The organism is Mesorhizobium sp. CA10, from assembly GCF_020165285.1.
Lineage (GTDB): Bacteria > Pseudomonadota > Alphaproteobacteria > Rhizobiales > Rhizobiaceae > Mesorhizobium.
In genome coordinates, this window is sequence record NZ_JAIUHV010000018.1 from 1 (window position 1) to 19,264 (window position 19,264).

General features: G+C 62.4%; 18 protein-coding genes and 2 pseudogenes. 15 read left to right on the forward strand and 5 right to left on the reverse strand.

The annotated features are described in order from the left end of the window. Window positions 1-132: 132 nt before the first annotated feature. Both LB535_RS26700 and LB535_RS26705 read left to right on the forward strand, forming a co-directional pair. Window positions 133-305 (forward strand): annotated as a pseudogene (locus LB535_RS26700) (polyamine ABC transporter ATP-binding protein); the annotation flags it as partial. A 98-nt stretch (window positions 306-403) separates the two neighbouring features. Continuing rightward, window positions 404-745, forward strand: a complete 342-nt coding sequence (locus LB535_RS26705; RefSeq protein ID WP_224634348.1) for a hypothetical protein — start codon at window positions 404-406, stop codon at window positions 743-745. A 423-nt stretch (window positions 746-1,168) separates the two neighbouring features. On the opposite strand, the gene dgoD is transcribed toward LB535_RS26705, so the two are convergent. Further along, window positions 1,169-2,317, reverse strand: coding sequence for a galactonate dehydratase (gene dgoD, locus LB535_RS26710; protein ID WP_224634301.1), 1,149 nt, complete (start codon window positions 2,315-2,317; stop codon window positions 1,169-1,171). 14 nt (window positions 2,318-2,331) lie between these two features. Then, the gene (locus LB535_RS26715) at window positions 2,332-3,021 is read right to left on the reverse strand and encodes a FadR/GntR family transcriptional regulator (RefSeq protein WP_224608188.1); all 690 of its coding nucleotides are present in this window, start codon (window positions 3,019-3,021) and stop codon (window positions 2,332-2,334) included. 271 nt (window positions 3,022-3,292) lie between these two features. On the opposite strand from LB535_RS26715, the gene LB535_RS26720 reads away from it, so the two are divergent. The 11 genes from LB535_RS26720 to LB535_RS26770 all read left to right on the forward strand — a co-directional run bounded on the left by LB535_RS26720 (window position 3,293) and on the right by LB535_RS26770 (window position 14,163). Then, a complete protein-coding gene (locus tag LB535_RS26720; protein ID WP_042645135.1) occupies window positions 3,293-4,285 on the forward strand; it encodes an arabinose ABC transporter substrate-binding protein in 993 nt (330 codons plus the stop codon). A gap of 72 nt (window positions 4,286-4,357) precedes the next feature. Continuing rightward, complete coding sequence (gene araG / locus LB535_RS26725; RefSeq protein WP_318012352.1) at window positions 4,358-5,866, forward strand: L-arabinose ABC transporter ATP-binding protein AraG; 1,509 nt, start codon at window positions 4,358-4,360, stop codon at window positions 5,864-5,866. Between the two features lie 8 nt (window positions 5,867-5,874). Next, complete coding sequence (gene araH / locus LB535_RS26730; RefSeq protein WP_224634303.1) at window positions 5,875-6,825, forward strand: L-arabinose ABC transporter permease AraH; 951 nt, start codon at window positions 5,875-5,877, stop codon at window positions 6,823-6,825. Beyond that, the gene (locus tag LB535_RS26735; protein ID WP_224634345.1) at window positions 6,822-7,586 is read left to right on the forward strand and encodes an SDR family oxidoreductase; all 765 of its coding nucleotides are present in this window, start codon (window positions 6,822-6,824) and stop codon (window positions 7,584-7,586) included. The genes araH and LB535_RS26735 overlap by 4 nt, the downstream gene beginning before the upstream one ends. A 26-nt stretch (window positions 7,587-7,612) precedes the next feature. Continuing rightward, on the forward strand, window positions 7,613-8,920 hold the full coding sequence (locus LB535_RS26740) for an ABC transporter substrate-binding protein (protein WP_224634304.1): 1,308 nt from the start codon (window positions 7,613-7,615) through the stop codon (window positions 8,918-8,920). Further along, window positions 8,920-9,849, forward strand: coding sequence for a carbohydrate ABC transporter permease (locus tag LB535_RS26745; RefSeq protein WP_224634305.1), 930 nt, complete (start codon window positions 8,920-8,922; stop codon window positions 9,847-9,849). The genes LB535_RS26740 and LB535_RS26745 overlap by 1 nt, the downstream gene beginning before the upstream one ends. Further along, the gene (locus LB535_RS26750) at window positions 9,849-10,703 is read left to right on the forward strand and encodes a carbohydrate ABC transporter permease (RefSeq protein WP_224634306.1); all 855 of its coding nucleotides are present in this window, start codon (window positions 9,849-9,851) and stop codon (window positions 10,701-10,703) included. The genes LB535_RS26745 and LB535_RS26750 overlap by 1 nt, the downstream gene beginning before the upstream one ends. Before the next feature lie 2 nt (window positions 10,704-10,705). Next, window positions 10,706-11,605 carry an aldose 1-epimerase gene (locus LB535_RS26755; protein WP_224634307.1) on the forward strand — a complete coding sequence of 300 codons (900 nt, stop codon included), beginning with the start codon at window positions 10,706-10,708 and terminating at the stop codon, window positions 11,603-11,605. After that, complete coding sequence (locus tag LB535_RS26760; protein ID WP_224634308.1) at window positions 11,602-12,474, forward strand: SMP-30/gluconolactonase/LRE family protein; 873 nt, start codon at window positions 11,602-11,604, stop codon at window positions 12,472-12,474. Before LB535_RS26755 ends, LB535_RS26760 begins: the two co-directional genes overlap by 4 nt. 505 nt (window positions 12,475-12,979) lie before the next feature. Beyond that, window positions 12,980-13,360 (forward strand): response regulator, encoded by a 381-nt coding sequence (locus tag LB535_RS26765; RefSeq protein WP_224634309.1) that lies wholly within the window; start codon window positions 12,980-12,982, stop codon window positions 13,358-13,360. Between the two features lie 569 nt (window positions 13,361-13,929). Then, window positions 13,930-14,163: a hypothetical protein gene (locus tag LB535_RS26770; protein WP_224634310.1), complete on the forward strand. Its 234-nt coding sequence runs from the start codon at window positions 13,930-13,932 to the stop codon at window positions 14,161-14,163. Here LB535_RS26770 and LB535_RS26775 read toward each other — a convergent pair. The 3 genes and pseudogenes from LB535_RS26775 to LB535_RS28925 form a co-directional block, all read right to left on the reverse strand. Further along, complete coding sequence (locus LB535_RS26775; protein ID WP_224634311.1) at window positions 14,160-14,405, reverse strand: hypothetical protein; 246 nt, start codon at window positions 14,403-14,405, stop codon at window positions 14,160-14,162. The two genes, LB535_RS26770 and LB535_RS26775, sit on opposite strands and share 4 nt — an antisense overlap. Window positions 14,406-15,801: 1,396 nt before the next feature. Continuing rightward, on the reverse strand, window positions 15,802-16,296 hold the full coding sequence (locus tag LB535_RS28920) for a cation:proton antiporter (RefSeq protein WP_263490959.1): 495 nt from the start codon (window positions 16,294-16,296) through the stop codon (window positions 15,802-15,804). Between the two features lie 106 nt (window positions 16,297-16,402). After that, a pseudogene (locus tag LB535_RS28925) lies at window positions 16,403-16,996 on the reverse strand (cation:proton antiporter); the annotation flags it as partial. Between the two features lie 952 nt (window positions 16,997-17,948). On the opposite strand from LB535_RS28925, the gene LB535_RS26790 reads away from it, so the two are divergent. Further along, window positions 17,949-18,467, forward strand: a complete 519-nt coding sequence (locus LB535_RS26790) for a sigma-70 family RNA polymerase sigma factor (RefSeq protein WP_224634313.1) — start codon at window positions 17,949-17,951, stop codon at window positions 18,465-18,467. Beyond that, window positions 18,454-19,239, forward strand: coding sequence for an anti-sigma factor family protein (locus tag LB535_RS26795; protein ID WP_224634314.1), 786 nt, complete (start codon window positions 18,454-18,456; stop codon window positions 19,237-19,239). Before LB535_RS26790 ends, LB535_RS26795 begins: the two co-directional genes overlap by 14 nt. The last annotated feature ends 25 nt before the right edge of the window (window positions 19,240-19,264 follow it).

A 19,264-nucleotide genomic window follows, 5' to 3' on the forward strand; every position in this document is an offset into this window, starting at 1 on the left:
CCTTCTCCCGGTTCGCCGTTCTCGCGAACTTTCGGGCTGCTAATTTGTTCCCGGCATCAATCACTTCGCCGTGGCATTACACAAATTGGGAAAGGGCGCGCCACATGGCCATACTGCCGGATGGGCAAGCCCGGCGCGCTGGCCGACGATCCGCCGATCCTTCTGATGGACGAACCGCTGTCGGCCCTGGACAAGAAGCTGCGCGAGGAGATCCAGCCGAGATCCGACGCATCCATCGCGAAACCGGCGTCACCATCCTCTACGTCACCCACGATCAGGAAGAAGCGCTGCACCTGTTGGACCGCAATCGCTCTCTTCAAGGATGCCGTCGGCCTTTGTCTCGGACTGGACGCGAAACACGCTGGAGCAGGGCGCCATCCACCGCCGCCTGGCGGGATTGGGAGTGGGTATCGTCCTTAACAGGACCGTCACGAACATCGCTTCAGGCGGCGTCGTGACAGCCTGCGTCTATACCGGCGCGAAACAGGAGCTGGCCGCCGATGCCATCGTCCTGGTCACGTCACGCAATCAGGACGATGCCGTTTGGCGCGCGCTGAAAGCCCGGGAAAACGAGTGGGCCGGCAACGGCATTCGTTCGATCAAGGTCATTGGCGATGCGGAAGCGCCGGGGCCGATCGCCTGGGCAACCTATGCCGGCCACCGCTTCGCCCGCGAGCTGAACGAACCCGATATCGGTGACGCGCAGCCATTTCGACGCGAAGTGACGGCGCTGGCGGTGCAATAGGATAGAAGAGGGGAGCCGCAACTTCCCTTCCACTCTATTCTGCCCGCAAGCGGAGCGCGTATTTCTAGCAGGTATCAGCCAACAGATGCTGCCGACCAACAGGCGGGGGAGCTTCGCGTTGAGGAGCTCGATTGCCTCTTCCGGTGGCGACTTCTTCCGCCGACGTTCGCTTCAGTTAGAACATGGCTTGTAGCGGTACGAAGCGTGACGTGCCTGCGCGCTGTTCTGTTGATCCCGACCCACACTTCCGCGGCGTTGCCCTCGTTCCTCGACCGGCCGATCGAAGGCGACTGGCCATACCTGTGGATCGATCCCACCTAACTGAAGGTGCTCCGGCGCCACGCGCGGGCCGCTCGGGATCCTACTTGCACTTTCCTGCCGCACCGGTCGTCTCGCAAACCGATCCGTCGAATCTGGGCCCGCTTACCACTCGGCGAACGAACCGTCCTTGTGGCGCCAGACCGGGTTGCGCCAGCGGTGTCCCTCCCGGGCGCGCTCCTTCACATACTCTTCGTCGATCTCGACGCCGAGGCCCGGGCCATCGGGAATGGCGACATAGCCATCCTGGTAGCGGAATACGTCCTTGTTGGCGGCGTAGTCGAGCAGGTCGTTGCCGGCATTGTAGTGGATGCCTAGGCTCTGCTCCTGGATGAAGCAATTGTAGCTCACGGCGTCGAGCTGCAGGCATGCGGCGAGCGCGATCGGCCCGAGCGGACAGTGCGGCGCCACAGCCACGTCATAGGCCTCAGCCATCGCCGCGATCTTGCGGCATTCGGTGATGCCGCCGGCGTGCGAGAGATCCGGCTGGATGATGTCGACGACCGCATCCTCGAACACCGATTTGAAATCCCAGCGGCTGTAGAGCCGTTCGCCAAGCGCGATCGGCGTCGAGCCGAGTGCGGCGATCTCCTTCAGAGCCTCGCGGTTTTCGCTGAGCACCGGCTCTTCGATGAACATCAGCCGGTAGGGCTCAAGCTCCTTGACCAGGATGCGCGCCATCGGGCGGTGCACGCGGCCGTGGAAATCGACGGCGATGCCGATATTCGGCCCGACCGCCTCGCGCACCGTGGCGACGCGCTCTATAGCCGCGTCTATCTTGTCGTGGCTGTCGACGATCTGCAGTTCCTCGGTGCCGTTCATCTTGAGCGCTAGGAATCCGCGCGCCACCATATCCCTGGCGCCGGCCGCCACTTCCGCCGGCCGGTCGCCGCCGATCCAGGAATAGACCTTGACCGTTTCGCGCAGCCTGCCGCCGAGCAATTCATGGACCGGCACGCCGAGCGCCTTGCCCTTGATGTCCCACAGCGCCTGGTCGATGCCGGCGATAGCGCTCATCAGGATCGGCCCGCCGCGATAGAAGCCGCCGCGATGCATCACCGTCCAATGATCCTCTATCAAACGCGGATCCTTGCCGATCAGATAATCGGCCAGTTCCCTGACCGCCGCTTCGACCGTCAGCGCCTTGCCTTCGACCACCGGCTCGCCCCAGCCGCTGATGCCGGCATCGGTTTCGATCTTGAGGAACAGCCAGCGCGGCGGAACGATATAGGTGGTCAGAGCGGTGATCTTCATGCGGCCGGCCGGTCTCAGTTGTTTTTCAGTTTCTTGGCGCTGACGAGGTCGCGCGCGGCAAGGTCGAGGATCTTGTTTGCCGCATTGCGCGCGGCGACGGCGTCGCGCATGCGCAAGGCCTCGACCACCTCGCCATGCGCCGCCGCCGCTTCCCTGCGCCTGACCGGCGAGATGGTCGCGGTGGCTTCCAGCGAAAACAACAGCGCCGTGTCGATCAGCTTGCCGATCTGACGGAAGATCGGGTTGTGGCTCGCGCCATAGACGATCTGGTGAAAGACGATGTCGGAGCGCGAGAACTGCGTCAGGTCCTCGCCGGCACCCGCCATGCCTTGCCAGGCTACTTCGAGATCAGCGATCTCCTGCAGCGTCGCGCGCGTTGCCGCGAGTTCGGCGACCAGCGGCTCGATGGCGCGGCGGGTTTCCAGGATCGCGTCGAACAGCTTGTCGTCCAGCGCATGCGGCGCATGCCAGGCCAGCACCTGCGGGTCGATGATGTTCCAGTTGTCCTGGTCGCACACCACCGTGCCGACGCGTGGCCGGGACAGTACCAGCCCCTTGGCCGCCAGCACTTTCAGCGCTTCGCGGATGACGGTGCGGCTGACGCCATATTCGATGCCGAGATCGTTCTCGGTCGGCAGCGACGACCCGGCCGGATATCGTCCGGAGAATATGTCGGAGGCGATCGCCTTGGTCACGTCGGGCATGACGCGCGGACGGCGCGCCGTCTCGCGCGTTTGCGTGTCTTCGTCAGCCTTCTTCGGTGTTTCGTTCACCTCAGCCCCTCCTCCAAGGCAGCGAACCGTTCGGTTTGCGCGCAATTGGTCCGGCCTTAGCGGATGCGAGTGATTTGCGCCAGCGACTACTTATCGGACTACCTATCTCATTTATCATACCAGATCAATTGACGGGTATGATAAAATTGATTACACACGACCAATCCGGGCTGAGCGCCTGGCTGTTTGCTGGGAGGTAATCATGCGACTTTTGAAAACCGCGCTTGTCGCGGGTGCTCTCGCCGTCTTGTCGGTCACCACGATCGCGTCGGCCTACGCTCAGGACACCAAGATCGGCTTCATCGTCAAGCAGCCCGAGGAACCCTGGTTCCAGGACGAATGGAAGTTCGCCGACCAGGCCGCCAAGGAGAAGGGTTTCACTCTCGTCAAGATCGGCGCCGAGGACGGCGAGAAGCTGATGTCGGCGATCGACAATCTGGGCGCTCAAGGAGCGCAAGGCTTCGTCGTCTGCACGCCGGATGTGAAGCTCGGCCCCGGCATCGTCGCCAAGGCCGCCGCCAACAATCTCAAGCTGATGACGGTCGACGACCGCCTCGTCGGCGCCGACGGCAAGCCGCTGGAAGACGTCCCGCATATGGGCATTTCCGCCACCAAGATCGGCGAGGCCGTGGGTCAGGCCATCATCGACGAGATGAAGGCGCGCGGCTGGAAGATGGACGAGGTCGGCGCGATCCGCGTTTCCTACGACCAGCTGCCGACCGCCGTCGATCGTGTCGAAGGCGCGATCTCGGTGCTGAAGGCCGCCGGCTTCAAGGCCGAAAACATCTTCGACGCGCCGCAGGCCAAGACCGACACGGAAGCCGCGCTCAATGCCGCGACCGTGGTGCTCAACGCCCATGCCGACATCAAGAAGTGGATTGCCTTCGGCCTCAATGACGAGGCGGTGCTGGGCGCAGTGCGCGCTTCTGAAAGCGTCGGCATTCCGGCGGACGGCATGATCGGCGTCGGCATCGGCGGCGCGGAATCGGCGATCAACGAGTTCAAGAAACCCGCCGCCACCGGCTTCGTCGGCACGGTGATCATCTCGCCCAAGCGCCACGGCTACGAGACGGCGCTCGACATGTATGACTGGATCGCCAACAACAAGGAGCCGGCGAAGCTGACGCTGACCGCCGGCGCGCTGGCCAAGCGCGACGATTACCAGAAGGTGCGCAAGGACCTCGGTATCGAATAGTCCTCCCTGTACAAACAGGCGGCGGCTTGATGCCGCCGCCTGTTTGGCATGCTCAAGAAGGATCGAAGCCCCGTGTCCTTTCTCGAATTCTCCAACATCACCAAGACCTATCCGGGCGTCAGGGCTCTGTCCGATGTGTCGTTCGGCGTCGAAAAGGGCGCCGTGCACGGATTGATGGGTGAGAACGGCGCCGGCAAATCGACGCTCATCAAGATCCTGTCCGGCGACCAGCATGCCGATGCCGGCGAGATAAGCATCGACGGCAAGGTCCAGGCCTATGCCTCGACCAGAAATGCCTTCGACAATGGCGTCATTGTCATCCACCAGGAATTGCAGCTGGTGCCCGAGCTGAGCGTCGCCGAGAATCTCAGCCTCGGACGCTTTCCGGCAAGCGCCGGCGTCATCGCCCGCCGCCGCATGCTCGACGACGTCGGCGCCAAGCTGAAATCGGCCGGCATCGATATCGACATGCGCCGCAAGGTCAAGACGCTCTCGATCGGCGAGCGCCAGATGGTTGAGATCGCCAAGGCGGTGATGCTCGACGCCCGCGTCATCGCGCTCGACGAGCCGACCTCGTCGCTCTCCTCGCGCGAAAGCGAGATCCTGTTTAAACTGATCGGCCGGCTGCGCGGCGAGAAGGTCATCATCTATGTCTCGCACCGCCTCGACGAGGTGTTCCGGCTCTGCGACAGCCTGACGGTGCTGCGCGACGGCAAGCTCGCCGCGCATCATCAATCGCTGAAGGATGTCACCCGCGATCAGGTCGTGGCCGAAATGGTCGGCCGCGAGATTTCCGACATCTGGGGTTTTCGGCCGCGCAAGAGGGGAGAGGTTCGCCTCAAGGTCGACAATCTGAGCGGCGCCAGGCTGCGCACGCCGGCAAGCTTCGAAGCCCGCGCCGGCGAGATCGTCGGCTTCTTCGGCCTCATCGGCGCCGGCCGATCCGAACTGATGCGGCTGGTCTTCGGCGCCGATCCGCGTTCGGGCGGCACGATCATGGTCGACGGCAAGACGGTTGCCGCCGCCAGCCCGCATGACGCAATCAGGGCCGGCATCGTGCTGTGCTCGGAAGACCGCAAGCATGACGGCATCATCCAGGGCCGCTCGATCGAGGAGAACATCAACATCTCCTCGCGCCGCCATCACACGCGCTTCGGCGTGCTGAACCGCGCCAGCGAGATCACGACGGCCGAAACCTTCATCAAGAAGCTCAAGGTGCGCACGCCGTCGCGCAAGCAGGACATCATCAATCTTTCCGGCGGCAACCAGCAGAAGGTCATCCTCGGCCGCTGGCTGTCGGAGCAGAACATCCGCGTGCTGATCGTCGATGAGCCGACGCGCGGCATCGATGTCGGCGCCAAATCGGAGATCTACGAGCTGCTCTACCAGCTGGCCGAGGAGGGCATGGCGATCGTCGTCGTCTCCTCCGAGCTGCCGGAAGCGATGGGCATTTGCGACCGCATCCTGGTGATGTGCGGCGGGCGCATCAGCGCCGAGCTCGCGCGCGACCAGTTCGCCGAAAAGGCGATCCTGGCCGCGGCGCTCCCCGACAAGAAAACCCCCGACGCGATCGCATCCTGAGGCTTCCAATGACCAGTCGGCTGAAGAAGATCCTGCTCGGCGAACAAGGCCTCGTCGTCATCTTCATCGTCGCCTTCGCGCTGGTGTCGCTGCTCGTGCCGAACTTCCTCACCGACCGCAACATGCTCGGCCTGCTTCAGTCCGTGGTCACCGTCGGCATCGTTGCCTGCACGATGATGTTCTGCCTCGCTGCGCGCGACTTCGATCTGTCGGTCGGCTCCATCGTCGCCTTCGCCGGCATGGTCGCGGTGATGGCCTCGAACGCCACCGGCTCGATCCTGCTTGGCCTGGTTGCGGCGATCGCCTGCGGCGCCGTCGTTGGCCTCGTCAACGGCGTCGTCATTGCCAAGTTCCGCATCAACGCGCTGATCACCACTCTGGCCACCATGCAGATCGTGCGCGGTTTCGCGCTGATCTCGTCGGACGGTCGCGCCGTCGGCATCAACAGCCCGGACTTCTACCAGCTGGCCCTCTCGAAGCTGCTCGGCATACCGACGCCGATCTGGGTGCTGGCGGTGCTCTTCGCCATTTTCGGATTTGTGCTCAACAGCACCGTCTTCGGCAAGAATACGCTCGCCATCGGCGGCAACCCGGAAGCTTCGCGCCTGGCCGGCGTCAACGTCGATCGAACGCGCATCTGGATTTTTACCCTGCAGGGCGTGGTGTGTGGCATCGCCGGCATCCTGCTTGCCTCGCGCATCACCTCCGGCCAGCCTAACGCCGCGGTGGGCTTGGAGCTTTCGGTGATCTCCGCCTGCGTGCTCGGCGGCGTCTCGCTTGCCGGCGGCAGGGCGACGATGTCGGGCGTCATCGTCGGCGTGCTGATCATGGGCATCGCCGAAAACGCCATGAACCTGCTCAACATTCCAGCCTTCTATCAATACATCGTCAGAGGCGTGATCCTGCTCCTGGCCGTGCTCCTCGACAATCTGCGTTCTTCGGCATTGGGGCGGCGCTGATGGGACGCCTCTCCGGAAAACGCATCTTCCTCACCGGCGCCGCGCAAGGCATCGGCTACGCCATGGCCGAGGCCTGTCTGCGCGAGGAGGCCGGGCTGTTCCTGGTCGACCGCGACGCGGACATTCTCGTCGAAAGCGCTGCACGTTTGGGCGACGTCGCGCATGCCGCAGCCGACATCGCTGATGCCAAGGCAATCGAGGCCGCAATGGCGGCGGCGACGAAGGCCATCGGCCCGATCAACACCGTCATCAACAATGCCGGCATGAACGTCTTCTCGACGCCGCTTGAAGCCACCGAGGACGACTGGACGCGCAATCTTGACGTCAATGTGAAAGGCGCCTGGCACTGTGCCAAGGCGGCGCTGCCGGGGATGATCGGGCAGGGCGGCGGCGTGATCCTCAACATCGCCTCCACGCACGCCTTCACCATCATCCCGCACACCTTTCCCTATCCCGTCGCCAAGCATGCTCTGCTTGGCCTGACCAAATCGCTGGCGATCGAATATGCCGGCGGCAATATCCGCGTGAACGCGCTGGCGCCCGGTTATGTCGCCACCCAGAAGGTCATCGACTACTGGAACAGCTTCGACGATCCGGGGGCCGCGCGCGCCAAGACGCTGGCGCTGCATCCGGGCGGGCGGATCGCCACGCCTGAGGAGATCGCCATGGCGGCGGTCTTTCTCGTCTCCGACGAATGCCCCTTCATCAACGCCGCCTGCCTCGTCGCGGATGGCGGGTTGAGCGTGCTTCACCACCCCTGACACACAAGCCATAATGGGAGGAAACCATGGCAAATGATGTCTTCGCGAAATCCCTGCTGACACGCCGGCAAGCGCTTGCGCTTGGTGCAAGTGCTGCGCTGGCGGGCGCGTTGCCGCGCGGCGCCTTCGCCGCGGACGAGAAGGTGACGCTCTGGCATGGCTGGACCGGCGCCGACAACACCACCGCGCTCAACGGCGTCATCGACACCTTCAACAAGGGCGGCAAGGGCGTCATCGTCGAGCCGACCGGCTATGACTGGGACACCTTATTTTCCAAATGGGTGGTCTCCTCGGCCGGCGGTCGTGCGCCGGACCTGGTGCTCTTCCACATCACCGAGCTGCCGGAATTCGCCACGCGCAAGGTCATCCGGCCGATCGACGACGTCGTCGCTTCGTCCGGTCTCGACCTGTCGCAGGTTCCGGATGCCGGCCGCGCCGGCGTGACCTTCGACGGCAAGGTCTATGCCGCGCCGCTCGACGTGCATCCGCTCGGCTTCTATTACAACGTCGATATGGTGCAGGAGGCGGGGCTCGATCCGGCCAAGCCGCCGAAGACCGGCGAGGAATTCCTCGAATGGGCAAAGAAGCTGACGGTCAAGGACGGCAGCGGCAAGGTCACGCGTTACGGCTTCGAATTGCCGAACACCTGGGCGACAGCGCGCTGGATCTGGTTCAGCCTGATGTACCAGTTCGGCGGCACCTTCCTTGACGACAAGGGCCTGGCCGCGGTTGACAGCGAGGCCTCGCAGAAGGCGTTGCAATATCTCGTCGACCTGATCAACGTGCATGGCGTGACCAATCCCGAGGTCGGCGGCAACAAGGGCGAGGACGCCTTTGCTTCCAAGCAGGTCGCGATGAAGTTCATCGGCCCCTGGGAGGTCAATCTGCGCATGGCGCAGAAGATGAATTTCATGACCGCGCAATTGCCGGTGTTTGGCCAGAAGGCGGCCGTCTGGGCGAACTCGCATTGCATGGCGGTGTCGAAGCAGAAAAGCGACGACAAGCTCGCCGCCGATGGCACTTTCATGAAGTGGTTCTTCGACAACTTTGCCGCGCCCGCCACCACCGTCGGCATCATCCCGCAGAGCAAGGCGGTGCGTGAAAGCGCTGCCTTCACAGGCACCGAGCAGTACAAATATTTCAAGTCCTTCGTCGACGACCTGCCCAACATCGTCTACGAGCCGCTGATCCCGCAATATCTCTCGGTCTTCTCTTTCGACAAGCCGACGCCGCTGGTCACCAACCTGCAGGCCGCGCTCAGCGGCTCCAAGCCAGTTCCGGACGCCTTGAAGGCGATGAAGGAAGGTCTCGACGCGCAGCTGAAGAAGGGCTGATGACATCGCTGGCATCACACCCGGCGGGCCGCTCCAGGGCCCGCCGCGCATCGGCGCAGGAGGGAGGGGCGGTGCGCAGCGGCATGACGCTTGCCGCCTATCTCTTCCTGTCGCCCTATCTGGCGCTGTTCATCGCCTTCATGCTTTTGCCGACGCTGGCCGCCATCGGCATCAGCTTCATGCGCTGGGATATCCTCGGCGCGCCGGAATTCATCGGGCTCGACAATTACCGGCAGATCTTCGCCGATCCGCTGTTCCTGACCGCGATCAGGAACACCTTCTACTTTGTCTTCCTGACGGCGATCCCGATGGTCGTGCTCGGCCTGGCTTTGGCTATGCTGCTCGACCAGAAGCTCAAGGGCACCGCTTTCGTGAGGACGGTGGTGTTCCTTCCCTATGTCGTCATGGTCTCGACCGTCGGCATCCTGTGGGGTTGGCTGTTCGACAAGGGCACCGGCCTCGTCAACTATTACCTCACCACGATCGGCATCGAGCCCATTGCCTGGCTCAAGGACCCGCACTGGTCGATGCCGGCTTTGGCCATCACCACCATCTGGTGGACCGTCAACACCAACATGATCATCTTCCTGGCGGCGCTGCAGGACATTTCCGAGGAATTGCATGATGCCGCCACGCTCGACGGCGCCGGCCCCTGGCAGCGCTTCGTCTACATCACCTTGCCTTTGCTGCGGCCGGCCATGGCGCTGGTCACCGCGCTCACCATCATCAATGGCTGGCGCGTCTTCGGCCAGGCCTATGTGATGACGCAGGGCGGGCCGGAGGCGAGCACCTTCGTCATCGTGCAATATATCTACCTCACCGCCTTCCAGAATTTCGAGATGGGTCCGGCTGCCGCCGCGGGCGTGGTGCTGCTTTTAATCACGCTGCTCTTCTCGCTCGCCCAGATGAAGCTGATGAAGGCGATCTGATGCAGGACCAGCGCTCCAATCGTGCCGGAAAATCGCTTGGCGGGCGCTCGCTCGCCTATGTGCTGATGATCGTCGTGACGGCGCTCTGGGGCGCGCCGATCCTGTGGATGCTGGTCACTTCGGTCAAGCCGGAAAGCGAGATCTACGCTTATCCGCCCACCTGGATCCCGGATACGCCGACGCTGGAAGCCTATGGCGCGCTGTTTCAGCGCTTCCCCATGCTGACCTGGTTTCGCAACTCGGCCGTTGTCGGCATTCTCACCACCGCGCTGACCCTGGCCGTCGATGCCTTGGCGGCCTATCCGCTGGCGCGCATGCAGTTCCCTGGCCGCCGCGTCGTCATGGGCGTGATCTTCGCGACCTTCCTGCTGCCCTATGAACTCCTCTTCGTGCCGCTGTTCCTTGGCCTGAATAGCTACGGCCTGGTCGACAGCATTTTCAGCCTGACCGTGCCGGCATCGGCCAACGCCTTCGGCGTTTTCCTGCTGACTCAGTTCTTCCAGGCCGTGCCGCGCGAACTGGAGGATGCCGCCATCATGGATGGCTGTGGCCGTTTCGGCTTCTTCTGGCGCATCCTCTTGCCGCTCACAAAACCGGGGCTTGCCACCGTGGCGATCTTCACCTTCGTCGCCAGCTGGAACAATTTCTTCTGGCCCCTGATTGCCACCAATTCCGACGAGACGCGCACGCTTCCCGTCGGGTTGGCAACGCTGGTGGGCGGCGCCGGCATGTCGATGAAGCAGAGCGTGCTGATGGCGTCTGCCGTCGTGGCGACGCTGCCGACGGCACTCTTCTTTCTCGCCTTGCAGCGACACTTCGTGCGCGGCATCGCCGCGACCGGCATCAAGGGCTGACGATGGCCGATATCGAGATCGCCAGCCACCGTCTTCGCTGCGTGCTCTCGACGCAAGGCGGGTTGGTCTGGCGGCTGGAGGCCAAGCCTGGCGATGCCTGGCAAGCGCTGCTGCGCCCGCCGCCAGACGGTTCGGATCGCGATCCGCTGAAGGCCGGTTGTTTTCCGCTCGTCCCGTTCAGCAACAGGGTCGAAGGCAACCGTTTTCTGTTCGATCGGACCGAGTATCGTCTGAAGCCCAACACACCCTGGGACAAGCACTACCTCCACGGCGATGGCTGGCTTGGCGACTGGACTGTCGAGGATCGCGGCGACGCCGAGGCATCGCTGTCGTTCGAATTTCAGGGAGAACCTTATCGCTATCGCGCCACGCAACGCTTCAAATGCGAAGGGGTGAGCTTCCGGGCGATCCTTGGCGTGACGAATCTCGGTGAGCGGCCGATGCCGTTCGGACTCGGCTGGCATCCCTATTTTCCGCTGACGCCGACAACCACGCTTGCAGCGCCGGCGACGGCTTATTGGACGGAAAAAGCGGGCTGGCTTCCGGACACCTGCACCTCAGTGCCCGAGGCACTTGATTTCAAGTACCCGAGAGCGCTGCCGCGCCGTTGGGTCAACAACGGTTTTGAAGGCTGGGACGGCGCGGCCTCCATCGTCTGGCCTGAACAGCGCATGCGGCTCAGCATCGAAACCGCGCCGGCGCTGTCGCGCTATTTCCTTTTCGTCTCCGACACGCATTTCGATCCGCATTACCGCGAGGACTTCTTCTGCTTCGAGCCGATGAGCCACTCGGCTAACGGCCACAACCTGCCGGATTTGGGTGGCCTGACGGTACTTGCGCCGGGGCAGGGGACCGAGACTTCCATGGCATTTTTGTGTGGCGCGGCAGAGGATGGGGGATGAGCAGCGTCACGGAAGTCTTCCGCTCGCGCGACAAGCTTGGCGAGGTTCCGGTCTGGGATGTGGCCGAGCAGGCGCTCTATTGGGTCGATATCGAGAGCAAGCGGCTGCGCCGCTTCGACCATGCCACCGGTCAGGTTCGCGAATGGCACTTCCCCGAGCGCATTGGCTCTTTCGCACTGCGCGAAAGAGGCGGACTGGTCTGTGCCTTCGAAAGCGGGTTGGCCTTCTTCGATCCGGCTACCAAAAACATCGACTGGATCGCCAGACCCGAAGCGCACATCCCCACCAACCGCTTCAACGACGGCAAATGCGACCGCAAAGGCCGATTCTGGGCCGGCACCATGGACGACAAGCTCAAGGACCACAGCGCGTCGCTTTATCGGCTTGATCCCGACTTGCAGGTGACGCGGCTGGCGGGGGGAATCTGCATCTCCAATTCGTTGGTCTGGAGCCTCGACAACAGCATTTTCTATTTCGCCGATACGCCGGATAACGCGATCTACGCTTACGATTACGATCACAACGCTGGGACCATCGCCAATCGCCGGCTCTTCGCCTCGACCGCCGAGCAGCCCGGAACGCCTGACGGCTCGACGATCGACGAACATGGCTATCTGTGGAACGCGCAATGGGGCGGCTGGCGCCTGGTACGCTATGCGCCGGACGGCTCGATCGACCGCATCGTCGAACTGCCGGTGCAGCGTCCATCGAGCTGCATGTTCGGCGGCCCGGACCTTGCGACGCTCTATGTCACCACCGCCATCTGGGATTCCAACCAGGCCGACCTGCGGGCTCAGCCGCTGGCCGGCTCGCTGCTGGCGCTCGACGTCGGCGTGCGCGGCGTGCCGGAGCCGCGCTTCGCCGGCTGACAGGAAGCAGGAATTCTCCGGCGAGATCATCTCGCTCCAGAGTCCAGGCCAAGGGCATGGTCGGTGGTCGACCGGCACACCGGGGAGCCCGCTGAGCCGGAGGGTCGCCCTGCTGTTGGCCTTGAGCTGACCTATGCGACCGACCTCGCGATCCTCCTCAACGCCTCCGACATGAAGCGCAGGATGATCCGAAATCACACCGTGTGAACCTCAACTGGTTCTCCCCACCAGTTCCCATCAAGGCCCGCGTCGGGTTGACCCTGAACGTCTCCAACGTCCAGGCAGCCGGCACGGAGCTGCTGAGGTTCACTGAGAAGGGCCGACACTGGCGGAGGGCGGTTGAATGTGTGGTCGCTTTCGGTGAAGGTCAGGCCTCCGTAACCGACGTGAGGCGCACCTTTAGGCTGGCCGCTAAGGAGAAAGGGGGCCTGATGCCCGAATAACAATGTCGGGAACCTGTCAGGCGTTCGTCCGTTGCGTGGGGCAAACAGGTTTAGCTGCCATCATGACGTCACGCGCCGTGCTTGTGGTCGAGGACGAATCAGTCATCCTTCTCGATATTGAACACTCTCTTGAAGAAGCGGGGTTTGAGGTGGTCACCTCCTATCGGGGGGAGGATGCAATTTCAGTCTTTGATGACGATCCCGAGCGTGTCCTCGCGCTCGTAACCGATATCAGGCTTGGCGACGGCACTGACGGGTGGGCAGTGGCCAGACACTTGAGAAACGTGAATCCAACGGTTCCGGTGATCTACATGAGCGTCGATGGGGCCGTAGACTGGCCCTCTTTGGGCGTCCCGAATAGCCTCATGATCGAGAAGCCGTTCGTCATGCAGCAGATCATCACTGGTCTGGCAATCCTGCTGAATGAGGTCCATCAAGTCTGATGAGAGCGTATTTCCAGCATTGAGAGCAGAGCCTCTCGAGTGTCGATCCCTGAACGGAGCAGCATCAAGAGATGCTCCCGATCTTCCCGCGTGTCTCCTCGGTACAGCCGCGCTTGCAGTATTCGGAGGGGACCTCCGTCGGTAGCATCCGCTCCTGAGGCGCCCAATAGAGCATTCTTGAGTATTTGGACGTCTTGAGCAAAGTCGAACGCGCATGAACACTCGAAATAACGTGCAACTCACACCAACGCGGGATGGCTGTTCGGCGCGGCGGGAATTTGCCGTATGGAGAAGCGCTGCGCGGACGTGCTTAGCAGTCAGGAGACTTACGACCGCGTTCTGCGCCAGCTTTGCATGCTGATCGCTCGTCGATAATTGTCACCGCCGGACGGAAAGCGCGAACCGGCCGCCAGGCGGTATGACACTCTCCAAGCCTGCGGCCAGTCAGAAAACCCGTTGCTCCAAGCGTAACGGGCTCTTGTCGTCGAGATGCTGACACCGGGCTGGTTGCACTCCTGCGCAATCAGGCGCTCTTCCGCGTCGCTGGCGACGATGTCGAGCCGGAAGACGTGCTGCGCTTCATGGAGTCGGACGAGACCGCGGCGAAGATCCGCGCAGATTCTGACCGCCTCGACGGCGCGCGCAGCAACGGCTCCGGCTCGGTCACCATCGACCTTTGGGCCGGTGTCGAGGGCAGCTACACCATCGGGTCCATCACCGACACGCTTGACCACGGCAGCGGCTACACCACGCAGATCTCGCTCGGGAATCCGCAAGGATCGGCCGGGGCTGACAGCCGCTAGGTCGAGAGCAGTTTCACCATCGTCAGGCGCATGCGTGCCAGTCTTCGTGCCGAACTATGGAATGCCTCCCGCTCGGCCTCGAGCAGGAATTCAAGCGTCATCATGTCGAGCAGGAATTCATCCACGGCTGCAGCCAGGTCGTGCGACTTGCCTTTGATTTGAGCAAGCAGCGCGCGCGACTCCGCGACCAGGTTGGCGCCGCCGGCGTCGATCAGCCCCTCAAGCTTACTAAAGCAGTCCAAATCTGAAGTCCCCTGCGGCGACCCTCAATCGCCGACGAGCCGGAAAGTTCCCAAGCGAAACAAAAATTCGATGATCGCATCTCGCGAGCAGAGATCGCTCGACGATCTCTTCGAAATCTACGACTGCCAGTATCAAGCACCCTTGGCTAGTGCGGGTGCCCAAAGCGATCGCAGGTGACCGTGGACATCCGCGCACTGGAGATGACGGGACTATGCTCGCCAGCTACGCGGCGAATACCTTCGGAAGATGTTTCCCGGTCCCGACTTATGAGTTGCCCGGCAAGACCTTTGTCTCAGGAGTAGTACGACTGAGGCGTGAGGCTCACCTGCGGGAACGACAGACGCGCTTTGGTTGTTCCGTGATCGGCCTGCCGCGCACGTTGCACTTTGCGCATCCAGGCTACTCCAGCACCTGCCCGTGGGCCTCTGCCGGCGGGCTTTTTCTTTTGTTGACAAGGTGCGCAATCAATGGCGAGTTTGACCGCGTTTGAGGGATCATCCGATTTGGGAGGGTCTCGTGCCAATTCATCAAAGAGCCCGAGAAGCTGGCATCTTCAGTTCTTCGGACCTGGCGTTGCTCGGTCGCGTGTTCGACAAATTGAAGGTCGAACATCAGTCTCCCGAGCGACGCGAAGTCCTCGCATCTCGCCTTCTGGCCAACTACCTGGCAGGAATCAGGGACGAGGCTGAACTGATGTCAGTGTCAAAACTGCCACTCGGTCGTTAGTTTAGGCTGACCGTCCGGGGAAGGGAAGCACAAGCAGTTTGAGGAAGATGGCCCGTCGGCTCGGTCGGCGGGCTTTCTCACTTTCTACCACGCCTGATCCTCACCCGAAACCTTTCCGATCACAACCAATTCGGCGCGATGCATGGAGTTTCCGATGTGTCGCGAAGGAAGAGACGACAAGAAAGACCTGCCTGATCTATAGGCTCGGCGGCGGGTTGAGGAGACGGGGATGTCCAAAGACCCAGCCCGAGAGCAACGAGGCAAAGCAGCTATGATCAGGAGAGGGGAGAGGCACTCCGGAGGCCATAATTCCCCTTGGAAGAAGCGCATTTCACACCGATAGAGTTGGCGCTGCTCGGTAGAGTCTTCCACCGGCAGAAGGATTTGCCCACACGGCTGACAAGCGGGAGCCAAGGCTTCCCGCATTATAGCCTACTATCAAGTCGGCATAGTCGATGAAGCCGAATTGAATGAGCTTTCTCACAGGCCTCGGTCGCTGATCCTGACAGATTGCACTTCCTATACCGCTGCTTTGCTCGGGCGCCTTGTCATTATGTTAAGCGGGCAAGCCGTTCTTGATTGAAAAGGATTCAGGCTCATCCTCTCCCCATCAGAGGGATGGCCGTCCTGCCGAAGCATGAAGTCCCCTTCAGGGCAGCCAGCGCGCCCTCACGCAGCTTGCTCGGCAGTCAGTCCCAGCTTCTTGATAAGCCATGGCATTGTCAGGCCTTGGACGAAGATCGAGAACGCCACCGCGGCAAACGCCGTGACAATGATATCCCCACGCTCGGCTATGTTCTGTGGCAGCGCAAGGGACAGGGCAAGCGCGAGCGCGCCGCGCAGGCCGCCCCAGACCAGGACATGCTGGTACTTGAGATCCACCTTCAGCGAAGTCGGCTTGAGGAGCGCGCAGAGCGGGTAGATGGCCAGTACGCGACCGAGCAGTACGAATGCTATGGCGACCGCCGAGCTACCCGCAAAGATCCCGACCGGCTGGTGCGCCTCATGGCCGCCAATCAGGATGAACACGATCGAGTTGGCGAGGAAGGCGGCATAGCCCCAGAATGCCAGCACGTGACTTCGCGCCTTGGCCGATATCGCGCCTTTCCAACCCACATTGCCAACCAAAAGGCCGGAGGTGAGCGTCGCAAGAACGCCCGACATGCCAAATTTCTCGGCGATTAGAAATGACCCATAGGCTGCGAATCGTCGTTAGCGTAATTTCCACCAGATGGTCCTCCGTCCGCCCTGCGATGAGAAGGAGCACCGCTGCCACGGCCGCGCCGATCGCGATGCCGCCAGCGACAATCCACACGAAGGAAGAGGCGATGGCCACGGGCGTGGCGCTTGCGCCTGCTGCCACCGCGACCAGGATAGCGAAACCGACGGCGGCCGCGCCATCGTTGAGCAGGCTTTCGGATTCGACCAGAAGCCCGAGCCGCGGCTGCACCTTCATCTCCTTGAAGGCCGCCAGCACCGAAACCGGATCCGTCGCCGCGATCAGCACACCGAAGAGGCTTGCGCCAGCCCAGCTCCATCCGAGCAGCCAATGCATCCCGAGCGCTACAACAGCAGCAGCGATCGCCACCCCCGGAAAGGCAAGCAAAGCAGTCACCGGCAGGTTGACGCGGAAATGACGCCATTCGATTTCAAGCGCCGCCTGGAAAATCAGCGGCGGCAGAAATACTGTGAAGATCAGGCCCCGACTGAGTGGCAGCTCGGTTCCACCCGGGACAAAGCCGAGCGCTATGCCGGCCGCTACCAGCCCGACGCTGTAGGGAAGGCGCAGCCGCCTCGAGATCATGGCGACAAGCGAGGCCGTCAGGAGTATGAGCCCGAGCGTGGGAATAGAGAGTTCGTCCATTCCGGATTATGGCTAGGTGGGATGGGATTCGGCAAGCAAAGACCGTTGCCACTAACAAGCGCGCTCGTGGATGGCGCTGGCTGTGGACACCAGAGGTTGAACAGGCCAGGTCTCGGCCGATTTTGCCTTTGAAGACGGATTAGTCTGCCGTCTGGTGATGCGACATCGACGTCGTCGAAAGCCGGCGGATACCGGTGCCTTCGCATGCACGGCGCCTCCAGACAGCAAGAGCCGCCGCCGGGCCTAAGAGTTGGCTGCCCGCGCTGCGGAGTTCGGGCGTTCTGCGTGCATGCAGCCAAAGCTCGCCTGCCGCGGCAGACGGTCTATCGCAATGCCGTTGGTTTTCTTGGTGCGAGCGCAAGGTTGAGGTAACCTGGCAGTTGCTGGCGCTTGTCGCGGATCGAAGCTGTCTTGTCCGGATCGGCTGGCAGGAGGACGACCATTCATGCTTGGCCTCGGGAAGAGCGACCTGCCGGCGACCAGGAAAATCAGGGCGAGGCCACAATTAGCAACATAGCGGCGAACGTGTTTGCAATGATCTCGCCCAGCCGCATCCCGACCCGCCTCACTCTTGCTCCAGCCGGGGTTGTCGACGAGCCGGCTCCACGTTGATACCGTCGAGCAGCGCATTCTCTTCCAACTTGCTACACCGACGAGCGTCGGCTCGCGCTCCCAAATATTTTCGTTGTTGCTTGGAATAGTTTCCGGCCGGCCTTGGTAATTGGTGCAAGGAGGGGGAGCACAAGACCTGTCCAAGCCAATATCGGACACGGGAGCGGCGCAAGCATCTGAGGATACATGGCACCCAGATCTTGGAACCGGGAGGAGCACGCTCCCAGTCGGCCCAGCGGAAGCTGTCCCTGCCCGCTGGGCCGCCTACCTGTCAGTGAGATGCAAATGGAGATCCGGAAGTGACGCAAAAGAGTATATCTTTGGTGATATGAAGACCAGGTTGGACGTCATACCGCACCTTGAGGATCTTTGGCGTTACGGTCGCGTCCTCACCGGCAACGATTCTGATGCGGACGACTTGGTCCAGGAGGCGCTTGCCCGCGCACTGACGATGGCCGCCAGCTACGACACCTCACGTCCCTTGCTGCCCTGGCTCATCACCATCGTCCGCAACACGTTCCTCACGAATGCCAGCCGGGCCGTTGCCACCCGGCAGCGCATGGCATCGTTTGCCGATATAGCGGAGTCGGCCTTGCCGCCCTCGCAGGAGCATTCGGCTGAACTCGCGAAGGTACAAAGGGCTTTAACGCGAATGCCGGCCGACCAAGCCGAGATACTGCATCTGGTCGCGGTGCTGGGTTTCACATATTCAGAGACCGCCAATCTTCTGGGTGTGCCGGCAGGGACTGTGATGTCGCGCCTCAGCCGCGCCCGAGCGGCGTTGAAGCACGACCTGGAAGACAAAGACGGCGGGACTTCCCGTCTCAAGATCGTGGGAGGGCGCGATGCGGCCTACTGATGGGATTTCCGAAGAGGACATCAGTCGCCTGCTGGATGGTGAGCTTTCTGCGTCGCAGAAATCCGAGCTGCAAGCCCGCCTCGCACGTGAGCCGGAGCTGGCGGCGGAGGTCTTTGCTCATGCACAACGCATGGAGGCGTTGCGTGCCTCACAGCCACAGCGGCTGTTTCCGCCTGGCGCGAGTGTGGAGAAGGCGAAGCAACTGGAGAGTGCCTTTCGCCGCGGAAAGATGTTGGCCCTACTGAGGCTCCAAGTCGCCGCCGTCGTGCTGGTCGCGATCGGCTGGGGCGCGAACTCGTTGACAGTGCCGCTCCGCCAGGGCGGCAAGACGGCTGATGAGACCTTCATCTTGGCCGCGCGAGACGCGTTGCGGGTCGCGCAACTGAATGCAGGCCCGGACAGAGGTGTCGAGCCGAAGCAGGACAAGATCGAACGACTGGTCGGCGCCGTCAACGTCAGCATGCCGACCCTGCCGTCGGTGTGGGTGGTGAGGGACGTTCAGGTGCAGCCGTGGAACGGGAAACAAAGCCTCGTCGTCACAGCCGATACGCCAAGCGTTGGTCGCATCACGCTGGTGGCAGCCCCGATGAATGGCGAGGATGCAGTGCCTCCCACCCCGGCGACGGACGGCCGCGTCCCAACAGTCTACTGGCAATCCGGAGGCACCGCCTATGCCTTGATGGGATCCGCCGCGCCGGACCGGCTCGAAGTGGAAGCAAAGCAGATTGAAGTCGCCACCCGCAGGAATGTTGCTCCCAAGACACGAGGTTGATCGTCGCCGAAGGTTGACGCGCGTT

What these genes read in the sequence shown, in the direction of transcription:
- dgoD (WP_224634301.1), bottom strand. Translation starts at nt 2,317, where the DNA reads ATGAAGATCACCGCTCTGACCACCTATATCGTTCCGCCGCGCTGGCTG.
- LB535_RS26720 (WP_042645135.1), top strand. Translation starts at nt 3,293, where the DNA reads ATGCGACTTTTGAAAACCGCGCTTGTCGCGGGTGCTCTCGCCGTCTTG.
- LB535_RS26755 (WP_224634307.1), top strand. Translation starts at nt 10,706, where the DNA reads ATGGCCGATATCGAGATCGCCAGCCACCGTCTTCGCTGCGTGCTCTCG.
- LB535_RS26765 (WP_224634309.1), top strand. Translation starts at nt 12,980, where the DNA reads ATGACGTCACGCGCCGTGCTTGTGGTCGAGGACGAATCAGTCATCCTT.
- LB535_RS26760 (WP_224634308.1), top strand. Translation starts at nt 11,602, where the DNA reads ATGAGCAGCGTCACGGAAGTCTTCCGCTCGCGCGACAAGCTTGGCGAG.
- LB535_RS26715 (WP_224608188.1), bottom strand. Translation starts at nt 3,021, where the DNA reads ATGCCCGACGTGACCAAGGCGATCGCCTCCGACATATTCTCCGGACGA.
- LB535_RS26795 (WP_224634314.1), top strand. Translation starts at nt 18,454, where the DNA reads ATGCGGCCTACTGATGGGATTTCCGAAGAGGACATCAGTCGCCTGCTG.
- LB535_RS28920 (WP_263490959.1), bottom strand. Translation starts at nt 16,296, where the DNA reads ATGTCGGGCGTTCTTGCGACGCTCACCTCCGGCCTTTTGGTTGGCAAT.
- LB535_RS26750 (WP_224634306.1), top strand. Translation starts at nt 9,849, where the DNA reads ATGCAGGACCAGCGCTCCAATCGTGCCGGAAAATCGCTTGGCGGGCGC.
- araH (WP_224634303.1), top strand. Translation starts at nt 5,875, where the DNA reads ATGACCAGTCGGCTGAAGAAGATCCTGCTCGGCGAACAAGGCCTCGTC.
- LB535_RS26740 (WP_224634304.1), top strand. Translation starts at nt 7,613, where the DNA reads ATGGCAAATGATGTCTTCGCGAAATCCCTGCTGACACGCCGGCAAGCG.
- LB535_RS26745 (WP_224634305.1), top strand. Translation starts at nt 8,920, where the DNA reads ATGACATCGCTGGCATCACACCCGGCGGGCCGCTCCAGGGCCCGCCGC.